Annotated in this window: 15 protein-coding genes and 5 pseudogenes; 14 read left to right on the forward strand and 6 right to left on the reverse strand. The window is 68.4% G+C overall.

All coding sequences use genetic code 11. The features are described from left to right. Positions 1–467: 467 nt before the first annotated feature. Together J7E88_RS10415 and J7E88_RS10420 are read left to right on the forward strand one after the other, a co-directional pair. A pseudogene (locus J7E88_RS10415) lies at positions 468–953 on the forward strand (ATP-binding protein); the annotation flags it as partial. Beyond that, a complete protein-coding gene (locus tag J7E88_RS10420) occupies positions 953–1,366 on the forward strand; it encodes a hypothetical protein (RefSeq protein ID WP_215179507.1) in 414 nt (137 codons plus the stop codon). The pseudogene J7E88_RS10415 and the gene J7E88_RS10420, both read left to right, overlap by 1 nt. A 165-nt stretch (positions 1,367–1,531) precedes the next feature. Here the strand turns inward: J7E88_RS10420 and J7E88_RS10425 are convergent, their stop codons facing one another. The 3 genes and pseudogenes from J7E88_RS10425 to J7E88_RS10435 form a co-directional block, all read right to left on the reverse strand. Next, complete coding sequence (locus J7E88_RS10425) at positions 1,532–2,296, reverse strand: YqjF family protein (RefSeq protein ID WP_215179509.1); 765 nt, start codon at positions 2,294–2,296, stop codon at positions 1,532–1,534. An 86-nt stretch (positions 2,297–2,382) separates the two neighbouring features. After that, a pseudogene (locus tag J7E88_RS10430) lies at positions 2,383–2,785 on the reverse strand (Rieske (2Fe-2S) protein); the annotation flags it as partial. Positions 2,786–2,910: 125 nt separating this feature from the next. Further along, positions 2,911–3,197: pseudogene (locus J7E88_RS10435) on the reverse strand (sigma-70 family RNA polymerase sigma factor); the annotation flags it as partial. 422 nt (positions 3,198–3,619) lie between these two features. Between J7E88_RS10435 and J7E88_RS10440 the strand changes: the two are divergent. The 4 genes from J7E88_RS10440 to J7E88_RS10455 all read left to right on the forward strand — a co-directional run bounded on the left by J7E88_RS10440 (position 3,620) and on the right by J7E88_RS10455 (position 7,407). Next, the gene (locus J7E88_RS10440) at positions 3,620–5,173 is read left to right on the forward strand and encodes an FAD-dependent oxidoreductase (RefSeq protein WP_215179511.1); all 1,554 of its coding nucleotides are present in this window, start codon (positions 3,620–3,622) and stop codon (positions 5,171–5,173) included. 511 nt (positions 5,174–5,684) lie between these two features. Further along, the gene (locus J7E88_RS10445; RefSeq protein ID WP_215179512.1) at positions 5,685–6,212 is read left to right on the forward strand and encodes a hypothetical protein; all 528 of its coding nucleotides are present in this window, start codon (positions 5,685–5,687) and stop codon (positions 6,210–6,212) included. 68 nt (positions 6,213–6,280) lie between these two features. Beyond that, positions 6,281–6,697: a phage holin family protein gene (locus tag J7E88_RS10450; RefSeq protein ID WP_215179513.1), complete on the forward strand. Its 417-nt coding sequence runs from the start codon at positions 6,281–6,283 to the stop codon at positions 6,695–6,697. Continuing rightward, the gene (locus J7E88_RS10455) at positions 6,673–7,407 is read left to right on the forward strand and encodes a DUF3618 domain-containing protein (protein WP_215179514.1); all 735 of its coding nucleotides are present in this window, start codon (positions 6,673–6,675) and stop codon (positions 7,405–7,407) included. Before J7E88_RS10450 ends, J7E88_RS10455 begins: the two co-directional genes overlap by 25 nt. A 209-nt stretch (positions 7,408–7,616) precedes the next feature. On the opposite strand, the gene J7E88_RS10460 is transcribed toward J7E88_RS10455, so the two are convergent. The 3 genes and pseudogenes from J7E88_RS10460 to J7E88_RS10470 all read right to left on the reverse strand — a co-directional run. Continuing rightward, a complete protein-coding gene (locus tag J7E88_RS10460; RefSeq protein ID WP_215179515.1) occupies positions 7,617–8,054 on the reverse strand; it encodes a hypothetical protein in 438 nt (145 codons plus the stop codon). A gap of 1,252 nt (positions 8,055–9,306) precedes the next feature. Further along, the gene (locus J7E88_RS10465) at positions 9,307–9,528 is read right to left on the reverse strand and encodes a hypothetical protein (protein ID WP_215179516.1); all 222 of its coding nucleotides are present in this window, start codon (positions 9,526–9,528) and stop codon (positions 9,307–9,309) included. 289 nt (positions 9,529–9,817) lie between these two features. Beyond that, positions 9,818–10,264 (reverse strand): annotated as a pseudogene (locus J7E88_RS10470) (transposase); the annotation flags it as partial. A 389-nt stretch (positions 10,265–10,653) separates the two neighbouring features. On the opposite strand from J7E88_RS10470, the gene J7E88_RS10475 reads away from it, so the two are divergent. From J7E88_RS10475 to J7E88_RS10505, 8 genes and pseudogenes are all read left to right on the forward strand, one after another. Beyond that, positions 10,654–10,797: a hypothetical protein gene (locus J7E88_RS10475; RefSeq protein WP_215179517.1), complete on the forward strand. Its 144-nt coding sequence runs from the start codon at positions 10,654–10,656 to the stop codon at positions 10,795–10,797. Beyond that, positions 10,794–11,053, forward strand: a pseudogene (locus tag J7E88_RS10480) (DUF4235 domain-containing protein). Before J7E88_RS10475 ends, J7E88_RS10480 begins: the two are co-directional and overlap by 4 nt. 238 nt (positions 11,054–11,291) lie before the next feature. Continuing rightward, positions 11,292–11,423 (forward strand): hypothetical protein, encoded by a 132-nt coding sequence (locus tag J7E88_RS36735; RefSeq protein ID WP_285427529.1) that lies wholly within the window; start codon positions 11,292–11,294, stop codon positions 11,421–11,423. A gap of 213 nt (positions 11,424–11,636) precedes the next feature. Continuing rightward, complete coding sequence (locus tag J7E88_RS35720) at positions 11,637–12,257, forward strand: hypothetical protein (protein WP_251022427.1); 621 nt, start codon at positions 11,637–11,639, stop codon at positions 12,255–12,257. A 1-nt stretch (position 12,258) separates the two neighbouring features. Continuing rightward, a complete protein-coding gene (locus J7E88_RS10490; protein ID WP_215179518.1) occupies positions 12,259–12,690 on the forward strand; it encodes a phage holin family protein in 432 nt (143 codons plus the stop codon). Beyond that, positions 12,666–13,340 carry a DUF3618 domain-containing protein gene (locus J7E88_RS10495; protein WP_215179520.1) on the forward strand — a complete coding sequence of 225 codons (675 nt, stop codon included), beginning with the start codon at positions 12,666–12,668 and terminating at the stop codon, positions 13,338–13,340. The genes J7E88_RS10490 and J7E88_RS10495 overlap by 25 nt, the downstream gene beginning before the upstream one ends. A 211-nt stretch (positions 13,341–13,551) precedes the next feature. Next, complete coding sequence (locus J7E88_RS10500; RefSeq protein ID WP_215179522.1) at positions 13,552–14,445, forward strand: YihY/virulence factor BrkB family protein; 894 nt, start codon at positions 13,552–13,554, stop codon at positions 14,443–14,445. Between the two features lie 491 nt (positions 14,446–14,936). Then, on the forward strand, positions 14,937–15,323 hold the full coding sequence (locus tag J7E88_RS10505; RefSeq protein WP_215179523.1) for an STAS domain-containing protein: 387 nt from the start codon (positions 14,937–14,939) through the stop codon (positions 15,321–15,323). The last annotated feature ends 34 nt before the right edge of the window (positions 15,324–15,357 follow it).

Below are 15,357 nucleotides of genomic sequence, written 5' to 3' on the forward strand. Positions count from 1 at the left end.
ACGACATCACACAGGCCCTAGCGGGGTGTAGGAGCCAGTGTGGCGGTGGTTTCGGGAGCCGCTGGTTTGGGCGGCGAGTTTGGGAGCCACCCGGTGTGATGGTCGGGGGCATGCCACTGTTGGCGTAATGGGGCCTTTGGGCTGTTGGGCCGCTCAGGCTGTGCTTGTTGCGTACGGTCGTGTCAGGAGACCGGCGTGTACAGGTCACGTGGGTGGATCTTTGAGCGGATCCGCCGGGACAAGCGGCTGGATCCGACGGTCGCTGGCGAAGCGGTATCGGGTGTCGCGGAACACGGTGGCGAGGGAGGACGCGCTGATCGACGAAGCCTGCCGGGACCTGCGGCTGCGACGGACGTCGCGGTCGGCGATCTCGACCTGGAGCAGGTCCAGGAGGAACTGCTTGTAGGTGGCCTGCTCGCGACGGGCCGCGGTGGCCAGCTCGATGAACCGCTCGCGGAAGGCGGGTCGCGGACCTGAAGTCCCCGTACTGGGTCCAGCGGGGCCGCACCCTGGTCCTGATCGGTGACTCGGGCACCGGCAAGTCCCAGCTGCTGATCGCGGTCGGCACCGCGATCGCCGAGGCCGGCCTGTCCGTCCGCTACACCAGCACCTCGGCCCTGGTGAACGAGCTGGCCGAGGCCGAGGCCGGACGCCGACTGTCCTCGGTGATCGCCCGTTACAGCAAGGTCGATCTGCTGTGTCTTGACGAGTTCGGCTACCTGAACCTAGACAAGAAGGGCGCCAAGTTGCTGTTCCAGATCTTCACCGAGCGCGAGGAGTGCAAGGCGACCGCGGTCGCGACGAACTCTCCGTTCCCCGAGTGGGACAAGCCCTTCGGCGACCCGCGGCTCTGCGCGGCCATCGCCGACCAGATCCCCTTCCGCTGCACCCTCATTCACACCGGCACCGAGTCCTACCGGTTCCGGATCACCGAGGCACGTGGGAGCCGGTGATGAACGACAGCCTTCAGACCGACGACCCGGCCCTGCCCGACATCTGCGACCTGTGTCGCCGGGCGATCCCCGCCGGCGAAGCGGCCTACGGTCGTGTCCCTGACTCCTCCTGGGCCGACCCTGTCGACCGAGAGCTCGACGGCTGGCGCCCCATCGTCGCCTGCGGCATCAAGCACCTGGCAGACATGCAGCAGTATTACCGCCAGCGGCCGTTCGTGAACGAAGAACTCTGGGCCATGAAGATCGACCGCGCCCAGTCGGCTCAGCATCCGCTACAGCTCAACCAGGAACAACTCACCAGGGAAACGGGGCTCAACTTGCTGCAAATCGAAGCAGCCGCACGCTGGGGAGCGACGAAGACGACCCGGGATCCCGACATTCACCACAAGCCGAAGACACCGCCAGCCGACTGAACGAGCGCCGGGCTCTTCCGCGCCGCGCCTGTCAGGGACACGGACGGCAGGGCCCGGGTTCACCACGCTAGTGGCTTCACAGCAAGGTGGCTCCCGAAACCGCCGCCCCAGTGGCTCTCATTCACCCAGCCGAAAACACAGGTTCCTGCCGTACGCGGCCCGGGGTTAGCGGTGCGCTTTCCCGGCATCAGATCGGCCGGTGGGCCGCCGGCAGACGGCCGGCCGAGGAATACCAACGCGTACCTGGTGGACTCCGGGGGAGTAGTGAACGATCGGTTCGGCGCTCGAGTGGGGCAGACCTGCTGCCGTCGTGAGCGTCTGGGCGAATTCCTCGACCGCCGCGGTGTGCAGCGGCCACGGCTCGTGCCACACCGGAGTCTCCAGCAGTACGCCGCAGTGCCGCGAGTACACGCGCCAATGGGATGTGAGGCACACCTCCAGCGCGGACGGCTCGAGTGGCGCGCCGGGACGGATCCGCAGACGGTATGCCGGCTCGCCACCGCGCCGGCACCCGGCATAGGCCAGCACCGCGGCATGCTCGCTGACGCTCAGGTCTCCCAAGTGGTACGGGGCCCCTGTACCCGCCCGAATGATCACGCTTATGGCGGCGCTGCCTGCCTCGACGGACAAGAACCACAGTCCGTCCCGACCGTCCGGGCCGCGCACATAGGTACGCAGATTGGTCTCGGGAAACGTGGTCAGCCGACCTGTCACTTGCAGGGCCGGCAGGACTGCGGGCCGTACTCCCGCCATGACGAACGGCGTGAGGCTGACCCACGCCCGTCCTTCGTACTCCTCGACTATCAGGCCTCTCGGGAGGAGCCTCTGGACCGCGGCAGGGTCGAAGGGCCAGTGCACGAAAGCCTGCCTACACCAACCCATTCGCAGGACGGGCAGTCTCACCTTCTCCTCCGGCTCCAACGATGCCATGACCTCCCGGTACCCAGGTCATCGACGGCCATGTCCCTGTCCACCTGCGAGACACCCGTCCCGGTGACAGCGGCTCCGCGCTGGTGTCAGGCGGCATCCTCTGCCTTTCCGGCTCTCGTTTCGTCAAGGCGCAAGCACGCTTCGACGTGGCCGTCCGTGATGCGCGTGTCGAAGGCTGGCTGCGGTGCCGTGGCCGGGCCGCGGACGTTCCAGCCGTCGGCAAGACGGAAGACGCTCCCGTGCCACGGGCACTGAACACAGCCGTCCGCGACGACACCATCCGTAAGAGGGCCACCCATGTGGCTGCACCTGTCGGCCCAGAACATGAACGGTGTTGCCGCTCTCGCGGACGACCAGCACACTCACGTCGTCGATATGGCGCCGGACTGCCTGTCCCACGGGGAAGTCGGCCACCGCGCCGATCTCGTGCCAGCCGGGCGTCACCAGGTGGGGGACGACTTCGGAGTGATTGGTCCCGGCGGCCCAACGCATAGAGCCTCCACCGATCTCGGAGCGGTTCATTCCGTGAAGGACGCGAAATCGAGCTCACGGATCGCCGCCACCGTCGTTCCCGAGCCTGCAGTGTGAACAGAGACAAGCTGGGAGCGGTCTGGTCAGAGTTGGCTGAGCATGCCGCTGCGCAGTTTCTTCAGGATGCGGGTCAGCAGGCGGGAGACGTGCTCTGGGAGAGGTCGAGTCGGGTACCGATCTGGGCCTGGGTCATCTCCTGGCCGAACCTCAGTTCCACGATGGTGCGCTCCCGGTCGTCCAGTTCGGCGAGGAGCGGGGCAAGGGATTGCAAGTCCTCGACGAGTTCCATGCCGGGGTCGTCGGTGCCGGTCAGGTCGGTATAGGAGCGGCCGCTGCTGAGAGTGGCCGGGGTGTCCTCGGAGTCGGCGGAAGTTCGCGCCATGTCGCTTTTGTGGGGGTGTCGCCGCCGGTGGCCCGCCGTCCGGCACGGACCGGCAGACCCGGCCGACGACGCCGCCCGCCGCCGACAGGCGCGGACGAAGTGGCGGACCGTCGGGCTTGAGCTGTATCCGGTCCTTCACGGGGACGGTGGCCACTGCGGGCTCCTGCCCGGTTACCGACTTCCCGACCGCGTGCTACCCGACTGGTGAGCGTGGCGCGATGTGTGCGACGCGGCAGCGCAGGCGGCGGTTTGGCGCGAATGCCGCGGGGTACCCAGCCGCGAGTACTTGCCCCTCCGGCCTGCTGGAGTGACGGCCGAAGTGGGGAGGGACGCAGTGCTGTGCCGAGATGGCCGTGCAGCCGCGACTGTGATAGCGACTGCGCGACACGATAAGGGATGGTGAGCGCCGCATGATGCAACTGCCCGGCAGCTATGAGTCGTACTGGATGAAGTCCGAAGCAGGTGCTCACCATCCCGCCTTGGCAGCCGGTCTCGAAGTCGACGTGGCTGTGGTCGGCGGCGGCATCGCCGGCATCTGCACCGCGTGGGAACTGGCCGGAACCGGTCGCAGCGTCGTCCTCCTGGAGGCTGACCGCATCGCCGCAGGCGTGACGGGATACACCACCGCGAAGCTCTCATCTCAGCACGGACTCATCTATTCCCATCTGCACAAGTCACTTGGAGCGGAAGGTGCGCGACTGTACGCGCGCTCGCAGCAGGAGGCGGTCGAGCACGTCGCCGAGGTGTCTGCGCAGCTGGGGATCGACTGCGAGCTGGAGCGTCTTCCGTCGTACGCCTACGCGGAATCCGCGGAGCAGGTTGACCAAATACAGGCAGAGGCCGAGGCCGCGCGCGAGGCGGGTCTTCCGGCTTCATTCGTCACGGAGACGGGCCTGCCGTACCCCGTCGCGGGAGCGGTCCGCATCGACGAGCAAGCGCAGTTCCACCCGCGCAAATACCTGCTCGCGCTCACCGCCGACCTGCTTGCCCGCGGCGGACACATCTACGAACGCACACGCGTCGTCTCCCTCCATGAGGGCGAGCCGTGCCGGCTCACCACCGAAGGCGGGGCAACGGTCACTGCCCGCGACGTCGTCGTCGCCACGCACTACCCGGTATTCGACCGCGCGATGCTGTTCTCCCGCCTCGAACCGAGTCGCGAGCTCGTCATCGCAGCGTCGATCCCGGCCGACCGCGACCCACAGGGGATGTACCTCACACAGGAGCAGAACACCCGGTCGGTACGGACCGCCCCGTATCGCATGGGGCAGCGGCTGCTCATCGTCACGGGGGAGAAGTTCAAGCCGGGTGTCGGTGACGTGAGCCAGCGGTACGAGCAACTCGCCGCGTGGACGCAAGACCGCTTCCCCGGAGCATCGATCACATACCGGTGGGCCGCGCAGGACAACACGACCACCGACCGGGTGCCGTACGTCGGACGTTTCCATCCAGGTGCGAAGCACGTCTACGTGGCAACCGGCTACGGCGCATGGGGCATGAGCAACGGCATCATGTCCGGCCGCCTCATCACCGCGCTCATCACCGGCCAGGAACTACCCTGGAGCGGTTTGTACGACCCGCGGCGCCTGCATCCCGTGAGGGAGGCAGCTTCTCTCCTCAAGTTGCAAGCGTCGGTCGTCAGGCACTTCGTCGGTGACCGGCTTCCTGTCGCCCATGCCGACAGCGTCGAGGACATCGCTCCCGGCACAGGCGCCGTCGTACGCGTCGACGGACGACGCTGCGCGGTCTACCGCGACGAGGACGGCGCCGTCCATGCCGTGTCCGCACGGTGCTCCCACCTCGGTTGCATCGTCCATTTCAACGATGCCGAGCGCGCCTGGGAATGCCCTTGCCACGGCTCCCGGTTCGCCACCGACGGCACGGTGGTCCAAGGCCCTGCCAACCGGCCGCTCGAGCCCCGCTGCGTCGAGGCCGGCACGCAGGACAGCAACCGCTCAGAATAGAAGACCCTCACTCACGTTGCCTCCACATGCTGACTCATTGGTATGACGGCCACAGTCAGCAGACCCGGGACCACCTGAATTGATGGCGAAACAGACAGACCCAGTCGAAGGCAGGCCGTACGTGCGGTGCTGGGTGGCCGCCGGGTGCCCGGCCGTCAACCGTCACGGACGGACACTACCCGCGAGGCGCGTCACCGGCTTCGATCTGCAGCACCCCGGACCTCACCACCCTTCGAAGCGGCTGTGTGGCCGACACACAAGCCGTCGTCGGTCGCCCGGATGCACGCGCGAGTCGGCCGCACCAACAAGACCTGCGCCGGCATCGAGGTTCGATCTGAACATGCGGGGCTGCTCTGTTCGGGTGACTGTGGAACTACAGGTTCCTGCTGCCCGAGGTCCTGGTCGGGGGTCTCCTGATCTGGGGGTCGAGTCGTGGCACCGATGAGGGTGGAGCGGCGTCCGGGCTCGCCGCGCAGCCGGGGCGGCGTTCCACAGCGAGGAGGAGTGGCTTATGAGTGACGCAGGACATGTTCAGCAGGCCGGGCAGGCGGCGAAGGAGCAGGCGTCGGCCACGACGGGCCAGGTCAGGCAGGCGGCTGGTGAGGTGGCCGGTACCGCTGCGGAGCAGGCCCGGACGGTGGTCGGTGAGGTGCGGGAGCAAACCGGCACGATGGTGCGTGACCTGCGGAGATGTGTGACGAGCGACGCGGAGGGACAGGCCCGGAGGGCTGCTGGAACGTTGCGGCAGTGGGCGGATGACCTGGGCGGTCTGGCGCAGAACGCGTCTGATGGTTCCCCGGCTCGCTCCCTGGTGTCGCAGGCGGCCGATGGCGGGCACCGGGCGGCCGACTATCTGGAGAAGAACGGTGTGGGGGGCCTGTTGGAAGACTTGCAGGGTTTCGCGCGCCGCCGGCCCGCTCTGTTCCTCGGGTCAGCGGCGCTGACGGGATTCGTTGTCGGCAGGCTGGCCAAGGCTGGCCACGGCAGGTCAGGCCTCTCAGCAGCCGCAGCCGCAGCGGTTGGGTCCGGCCGGCGGTGAGGACCTCCCCCCTGGTTTGCCCGAGGCCGGTATGCCGCCTGAGAAGCCGGTTCCTCCGGGGGTGTGAGATGGCGTCGATCTCCCCGCGGTCACCGGAGCCGCGCGGGTCGGACGAGTCGGTCGGCGAATTGCTGTCGAAGGTGACTTCGGATGTTCAGGAGCTGTTCCGGCAGGAGGTGGAGCTGGCCAAGGCCGAGGTCCGCCAGGAGGCCACCAAGGCGGGCAAGGCCGCCGGAATGTACGGAGGGGCCGGCTTCTCCGGGTACATGGTGGCCCTTTTTGTGTCGCTGGCAGCGTTGTTCGGCCTGGCCAACGTGATGGACGCCGGCTGGGCCGCGCTGATCGTCGCCGCGGTGTGGGCGGTGATCGGAGCGGTGCTCTACGTCATGGGCCGCTCGTGGATGCGGGAAGTGTCGCCGAAGCCGGAGCAGACCGTGGAGAGGCTGAAGGAGGATGCGCAATGGGCACGTCACCCGACCAAGTGAGGGCCGGCATCGAGTCGACCCGCGAGAAGCTGTCCCAGGACGTGGACCGGCTGGCCGACCGGGCCAGTCCCCGCCGTGCGGTACGTCGGCGCACGGCCCGGGTCCGCGGCGCGATGACGGGGGTTCGGGAGCGGGTCATGGGCACCGCTTCGGATGCGGCGGGGCAGGCCAGGGACCGCACGCAACAGGCCACGCAGTCGGTGCAGCAGGGCGCCGCGCAGGCGACGGACGTTGCGCGGGAGGCGGCCGAGGAGGCCACCGCCTTCGCCCGGCAGGCCACTGACACCGCCCGGCAGGTCGCCGGCCAGGCCGGCGAAGCGGTCCGGCAGGCCCCTGAGCAGGGAAAGCGGCGGGCCCAGGGCAACCCCCTGGCCGCAGGCCTGATTGCCTTCGGCGCCGGGCTACTGACCGCCTCTCTCCTTCCGACCTCCCAGGCCGAGGAACAGGCAGCCTCCCGGATCACCGAGCAGGCCGACGAAGCACTCGAGCCGGTCAAACAGGCAGCCATCGAGTCCGCGCAACAACTGAAAGAGGACGCCACTCAGGCCGCCCAGCAGGCAGCCCAGGAGGTTAAGGCAACCGCCGCCGAGGCCACGAGGACCACCACGGAGGAGGCCCGCGACCAGGCAGGGCAGGTCGCCGAGCAGACCCGCGCATCGGGGCAGCAGGTAGCTGACGAAGCCCGCCGACAGGCCCGCGACTCCATGTGATCCCTCAGCGGCCGCCCACCTGGCTCCTCCTCCATGGCAGCGTCCGGGTGCGCACCCAGCAGGTCAGCGGTCCAGCCGCTCGTACACCACAACCCTCTTGCTTCGCGCCCATCGGGCGAGAGCCGATGCGGCACTCGGGCCGCCGCTTTCATCCTTCGACGAGCATCGGGCTCTGACGGAGGCGAACGAACGTCATGACCGCAGAAGCGTCAGAGGGTCGCGATGTCCACGCTGATGTCGCCGTCGACGCGGACGGCGACATCGAGGTCCGAAGCGAGGGCGAGGCGCTTTTTGAGGGTGGCTTCGATCCTGGATTCGATCTCAGCGGCGATGGCAGCCTCGAGTGCGGCGTCTGCCTCTACTTGCGTGTTGGTGACGACGGTCAGCCGGATGTCGACGCTGCCGCCCAGGATGGCCCGCGCGACGGCACCTACTGTGACGTCCACGTCGAGGTTCTTCTCGAGAACGGCTTCCACGTCGGCCGCGATGGCCGCTTCGAGTGGTGTGACGACCCGCTGCTCGGCCGAAGCGGCGGCAGGCGACGCGATGGCCGCGGCCGGAGCGGTGGAGGACGCGCCCAGCGTGAGGGCGAGAGCGGCGACGGGGACGACTGATGCCTTGAAGGCTTTACCGCCAATGAGTGACATGCTGTGAACCTTTCGTGAGCGAGGAACGCCGTGGGTGCCTGCCGGTCGGACAGACCGGCCTATTGATTCCCTCACTTGCGGTTTCGCCACCCGTTATGGCGTGAATGCGCTGATTAGGGTGAACGTGCCGAACGCCGTGAACACGCCGAACGCCTGAGCGGCCTGAACGGCAGGTTCGGCCCGTCGGGTCGTCGGCGTCCGCTCGACGCATGACCGGTCACCGGGGCGGACCCAGTGTGGCTCGGCCGACCGGGAACGCGATGTGGCGAGCGTTGAAGCGGGCCAGGGGCGGAGGCGCGCTCGATGTGGCGGAGGCCGCGGTGCTGTTGCGGGCGCGGTGCGCGTCGGTCGGGGGTCGGCCCGCCTCAACGCAGGCGGCCAGAAAGGCGGTGGTCAGCCCGTTGTGGATGTCCGGCAGTTCGATGTGCACGCGATCGTGACCCGTTGCAGGCAGGCGAGAGAGCTTCCGGGCCCCAGCCCGGCGCACCCAGTTTCTCCCAGGTCAGCAGGTCGGGGGCGCTCCTCGGACCCGTGGCTCTGTGCACGGCAGTGTGCACGGCGCGCGAGGCAAGCGCCCCACAGAGAGCGGGGTCAGCGGAAGTGCTCGGACGGGGGGTGTGACGGCCTCCGCCCGAGCACACCACACCATGGCAGATCGTCAGCCGACTGCTGGTGAGGCACACCGTTGCGCGCGAAGCAGCAGCGTGGGGATGCCCGTCTCGCCAACGATCCGGTGCGCGCCCGCAGCAGGGCGTCGTCCAAGGCGTCACGCAGACGCGGCTCCGTGGCCAGGTCGAGCTCTCCCTCAGCAGCCACCACCGCCCGGCCGCCGGTGACTTGGGTGAGCACACGGAACTCCTCCGGCGTACTCACTGCCGCCGCCTGTCCACGCCATCGGCCTGGGCCAGCCGGCCGCGTACCGTCTCCTGTGACAAGCCGACCGCGTTCCCGATACGCCGCAGACCCCAGCCCTCATCCCGGGCCACGGCCATCGACGAGCTCAGGCTTCCGGAGCCAGCCGGAGGCCATGTCGCGGTTGGAATTCCATTTCTCCCTCACCTGCACTCGCAAACGGGTGATTGCCGGGCGGCACGGTCGCCGTCCCCCACACCTGGGGAAAGCCTCGTGCGAGGCTGATGGTGCTCCCTTGCATGGGGGCAGCCCCTCGCAGTGATCCACCCCCGCGGGATCAGGGTCCGACGAAGGTGGCGCGAAGCAAGGTGGGCGGTTCCCGGTAGGGAGGGAACGGCCGTCAACGCTTGGCGATGGCCATACCGAGGAAGATGCCGACCAGCAGCGCGGCGCTGCCGGTGCCCATCACCGCCCACGTCCCGGTCTGCGTAGCGGCGAAAGTCGAGGTCATCCCGGCCTGAGCCGCGGCCTGCGTGGCTTGAGCTCCAGCCATGGATGCTTCCTGTGCGGCCAGAGCCGTCTCCAGCTTGTGGACCTTGCTCTCCAGCTCAGATGTCTCCATCGTGGTTCCTTTCTGCCGTTGTGCCGGATGGTTCCGGCGTCAACGTCGATGCGTTCCCCACCGGCGTGACACTGTCGCGCCGGAAAGGGGTGGAACACCCATTTGCGGACGTGTGACCGGATGTGGTGACGAAGTGACCTCTCGCCTGCGCCCCGGAGCCCCTACGGTGATGACGGCGACCTGCGGCGGGCGATTCCGGCCGCCGGCCCGCGCCGACAGGACCGGCCCGCCGGGCGCTAAGAGATCGTTTTCTCCCGTTGTTTCATCCCGAGACGCGGCTTTGATCCGTTCATGTCGGGTCGCGCCAGAAGATGGTGGCCTCACCGGCGAGGCGGCGGGCTATCAGGTCGGTCATGACGAGATGAATCATGGCTTCGGAGCGGGCGGCAAGCGTCTCGTAGTCGCTCGTGAGGTGGCGGTGGAGCATGAGCCAGCCGTAGTTCGGCTGGACCGTCCACCGCTTCGCGATCGGGGTCAATTCCCTGATTCTGGGAGCGCGTTGGGCGATTTCGAGGTCGATGCCGAGGGCAGCGGCGTGGTCGACGAAGTGCTTGCGGTAGCCTCCGTCGACCCAGACCTTGCGCAGGCTGGGGTGGTCGGCGGCGGCCTGATCGAGGAGCTGTCGGCCGGCGATGGAGTCCTGGACGCCAGCCGCGGTGACCAGCACGGCGAGAAGCACGCCGAGGGTGTCGGTGATGATGCTGCGCTTGCGGCCCACGATCTTCTCGCGTCGATCATGCAGGCCGACGGCTGTGCATCACGGGGAGCAGCGTACGTCGCAGGAAGCCACCTGGATGGTCAACCCTGGCCCGCGTAGGCAAGAAGGGTGTCGAACGGCGATGAGGTTTTCTTTGTGATCTTCTGGGCCGTGATCCTCTACTGGTGGTTTCGAGGACCGTCGCGTCGGCGTCGTATGCGCAAGTATGGATGGCGTCGGTGCGGGAGCTGCGGCGGCAGAGGCGGGGAGCATCCCCCAGCGAACCCACTTACTGGCGAACTTGCCACTACTGCAAAGGCTCGGGAAAGATCCCGAACTAACCAGCTCGTGCATGGTTGGCGGCGAGGCGTCGAGAACGTCGGCCGGGCCTCGGTGTTCACATCTCGACCACCCGGGCCCTGCAGTTGGTGAAGGACAAGACGCCCGAGCCGGTACTCGACAAGGCCGGGCACGGCGTCCACGTCGCGCCGGAGAACCGCATCGCGCTCCTCGCGGCCGCAGCCACGCTGGTCATCTTCCTGTTCGTGCGCGGTTGTAGGAAGCGCCGGTGAAACCCGCCAAGATCGCATACAAGCCCGCCGGCCTGGCTCTGGGCGCCGTCAGCGGCCTGCTGGCCGGCATGGTGTTCAAGCCTGGAAGATGCTGGGGCACGACGAGGACGCCCCTGACGCCACCGACGAAGACCGCACCTGGCAAGAGGTCCTGCTCGCCGCCACCCTGCAGGGCGCAGTCTTCGCGGTCGTCAAAGCAGCCGTCGACCGGGCAGGTGCCACCACCCGGCGCCTGACCGGAGCCTGGCTCGGCTGACCCGACTCCGGACCGCATCCGTGACAGAACACCGATGCTGTCGAGGGAGGAACAGTGCCCTCCCCCCATGGTCTGCATGCCGTAGCTGCAGCGGCCGTCACCGCCGCAACCCTGGTGGCGCGTTGGTGGGCGACCTCCGAGATGCGCCGCAGGCGGCGACACGGCGCCAGCACCGCAAAGGCACCGTGGCGCCGCATAGCCCCCACCCCGTCGCCCCCCGCTTTCCCGGCGAGACCGCGTGGCGAAGCTGCACGCCTGGATGCTCGACCCGAAAGCCAACCTGGCCCTGCGTGAGATCGAAGAACACCTTGAGCAGCACTGGAAACGGCTTCAGCCCCTCTATCCCAAGCTGCGCGAGGGCACTGACTAACGCCATGAGACCCGCCCGCGATGAGACCGTCCGAGCCGGGATCTTCGGCGGGGCCGACTGCTGTTTGGCGGGGACATGCGGGGTACCCGCCGGGAGAGCGATACGGAAGTGCCGGTTCCGTCGATTGGTGTCCGCGGGCCGGGCAACCAGGGGGTGCCGGGCAGGGCGCCACACGGCGGGGTGTGGCGTCGGCAACTGAAGGAGGAATGGCTTATGAGTGATGCCGGACGCGTTCAGCAGACCGGGCAGACGGCGAAGGAGCAGGCGTCGGCTACGGCGGGCCAGGCAGGTCAGGCGGTCGGTGAGGTGGCCGGGACGGCTGCCGAGCAGGCCAAGGCGGTCGCCGGCGAGGCACGGGAGCAGGCGGGCACTGTGGTGCGTGATCTGCGTGAGCGGGTGAGGTCGGAGGCCCAGGGCCAGACCGCGCGGGTGGCCGGCACGGTGCGGCAGTGGGCGGATGATCTTGCAGGGCTGGCGCAGAACGCGCCGGACGACTCACCGGCCCGCAGCCTTGCTGCCCAGGCGGCCGACGGAGGCCGTCGTGCGGCGGACTACCTCGACAAGAACGGCGTGGACGGCCTGATAGGTGATCTTCAGGACTTCGCCCGCCGCCGGCCGGGCGCGTTCCTGGGCGGTGCGGTACTGGCCGGACTGGTGGTCGGCAGGCTCGCCAAGGCCGGCGCCAAGACAGGCCAACCGTCCCAGCCGGCCCATCGAGGCGGTGCGCAGCAGGGCCTGGAACGCGAGGAGAGCAGCCCGCTGCCTCCCGGGGCGCCGGTGCCGCCGCCGGAACTGCCGTCGGTGCCCGGCTATCCGGCTCATCCGGGGGTGTGAGATGTCGTCGATCCAGCCGCAGTCACCGGGTACGGGCGGCGAGGAAGGCGCGGGTCAGGACCGCTCGGTCGGCGAACTGCTGTCGGCGGTGACCTCGGATGTGCAGACGCTGTTCCGTCAGGAAGTCGAGCTCGCCAAGACGGAGATCCGCGAGGAGGCGACCAAGGCAGGCAAAGCCGCCGGGATGTACGGCGGGGCCGGGTTCGCCGGCTACATGGTGGCCCTTTTCCTGTCCCTGGCTGCGGTGTTGGGCTTGGCCAATGTGATGGATGCCGGCTGGGCCGCTCTGATCATCACTGTTGTGTGGGCGGCGATCGGCGCCGTGCTGTACGCGACTGGCCGTTCCCGGATGCGTGAGGTGTCACCGAAGCCGGAGCAGACCGTGGAGAGCTTGAAGGAGGATGCGCAATGGGCACGTCACCCGACCAAATGAGGGCCGACATCGATTCGACCAGGGAGCGGCTGGCCGAGGACGTGGACCGCCTGGCCGACCGGGCCAGCCCCGTCCGCATGGTGCGCCGGCGGCAGCAGCGGGTGCGCGGTGCGGTGTCGGGGCTTCGTGAGCGCGTCATGGGGACCGTGGCCGACTCCGCCGGGACGGCCCGAGGCCGAACCCAGCAGGCCGCTCAGTCGGTGCAGGAGGACGCTGGGCAGGCCGCGGACACTGCTCGTCAGGTCGCGGAGCAGACGGGCGAGGCGGTCAGGCAGGCGCCTGAGCAGGTGATGCGGCAGACGCAGGGCAATCCGCTGGCCGCGGGCCTGGTTGCCTTCGGCGCCGGACTGCTGGCCGCCTCCCTGCTGCCGACCTCGCAGGCCGAGGAGCAGGCGGTCGGCCGCATCTCCGAGCAGGCCGGTGAGGCGATCGAGCCGGTCAAGCAGGCGGCCCTGGACTCGGCCCAGCAGCTGAAGGAGGACGCCACCCAGGCTGCTCAGCAGGCGGCCGAGCAGGTCAAGGACACCGCCGCGGACGCCGCCCGGACCACCGGCGAGCAGGCCCGCGACCGGGCCGGACAGGTCACCGAGCAGGCCCGGCAGTCCGGTCAGCAGGTGGCCGACGAAGCGCGCAGACAAACAGGCCCCTGACTGAGATCACATGGATACGGCCGTCAGGCCGGCAGCGGCCGTTGGGCGGGCCGGGTTCCTCCTCCTACCGGCCTGCGCAGTGGCACAGGAGGAGAGGCGGTGTCCCATGGCTGGGAACCGAGCAGACGAGAACGGGCCTTCCCGCCCCGGCGAGGGCGGCCCTTCCCGCACCGGGCGTGATGAGCGGCCGGCGCCCAAGGCGCCGACGGACATGCCCAAGCGGTCCTGGGGCGGGGTGCTCAAGCGCACCGTGAGGGAGTTCAAGGAAGACAACCTGACCGACTGGGCGGCCGCTTTGACCTACTACGGCGTGCTGTCCATCTTCCCCGCCCTGCTGGCCCTGGTCTCCATTCTGGGTCTGCTGGGCAGCTCCACCATCAAACCCCTGGTCGACAATCTCGGCAGCCTTGCCCCCGGCTCGGTCCGCGACATCTTGAACAGCATGCTGACCCAGCTGCAAAGCAGCCAGGGCAAGGCATCAATCGCCCTGATCATCGGCATCGTGATCGCCCTGTGGTCGGCCTCCGGCTACATCGCCGCGTTCATGCGCGCCTCCAACGCCGTCTACGGCATCGGCGAAGGACGCCCCGTCTGGAAGACCCTCCCCACCCGCCTGGCCATCACCGTCGTGGTCATCGTGCTGCTGGCCGCCATGGCGATCGGCGTCGTCTTCACCGGTACCCTCGCCCAGAAGACCGGGCAGATCCTGGGCATGGGCGACACCGCCATCACGGTGTGGAACATCGCCAAATGGCCCGTGATGATCATCCTGTTCAGCCTGATCATCGCCCTGCTGTACTGGGCGTCCCCCAACGTCAAACGCGGCTTCCGATGGGTCAGCCCCGGCAGCATCCTTGCCGTCATCATCTGGTTGATCGCCTCGGCTCTGTTCGCGCTGTACGTGGCGAACTTCTCCAGCTACGACAGGACGTACGGCAGTCTGGCCGCCGTCATCGTCTTCCTGATCTGGCTGTGGATCTCCAACATCGCCATCCTGCTCGGCCTGGAATTCAACGCCGAGCTCGAACGCGGCCGCGCCCTCGAAAGCGGTCACCCCATCGACGAAGAGCCCTACGTCGAACCCCGGGACACCCGAAAACTCTGAACCCCGACGCCGGAATGCGGCACAGCCGGCCAAGGGAGCGCCATGCGTGAGGTGCCGAACGCTGGGAGCGGCAGCAGATGCGCCGTGTAGCCATCTGGGCCTCGGCCCTGGGGGTCGCTGACCGCTGTGGAGTGGGCGAACCGCATCAAAGTGTGGTGGACCGCCGCGGGGGTGTCGCACCGCTATGGGGCGACGCCTTGGCCGTCCCCGCCGCCATGGCCACCGTCGAACGCCTCGCCACCGGAGCCCGACGCCAAGGGCGCCATCGTCATCGCCGACCAAGTCCGGATGCGCCGGGACCTGATCGAACTGCGGCCGGACGGCGAGCACGCAATCGAATGGGCCTCGGCCGGTTGCTTGAGCGCGGCCGGCTGTACAACCCGTACGGCGCTGTCGGGCAGCGGGCTGGGTATATCCCCCTTATCGGGTGAGTCGATAGGCTCGGCGAGGTTCCGCCAGGTGTCTCCTGGAGAGACGGTTGGGAGAGTGTTGTGGCAGGTGATCCGGCGATCGAGACGACCGTCGTGGGCCGCTGTGTGGTGGTCAGGGTCAGCGGTGAGATGGACTATGTGACCGTTCCGTTCTTCTGGGAGCGGTTCCTGGAGGCGCTCGCCGGCCGCGACCGGTTCCTCGTGCTGGATCTGTCGGGTGTGTCGTTCTGCGACTCGGCCGGGTTGAACGTGCTGCTCAGGGCTGGCCGGCATGCTCGGGTGAGCGGGGTGGAATTGGTATTGGCCTGTGTGCCGCAGCATCTGCGCCGGATTCTGGGGATGACGGGTGCCGATCGGTTTTTCCGAGTCCGTGAGACCGTCGCGGAGGCCGAGGCCGACCTTGGCGGCCGAGGGAATGCGACCTTAAGCCCGCTTGAGTGCTTGTGAATCTCGGGTCGTACTAGGGCCTGTGTGATGTCGT

It is taken from the genome of Streptomyces sp. ISL-10, from assembly GCF_018614575.1.
Lineage (GTDB): Bacteria > Actinomycetota > Actinomycetes > Streptomycetales > Streptomycetaceae > Streptomyces.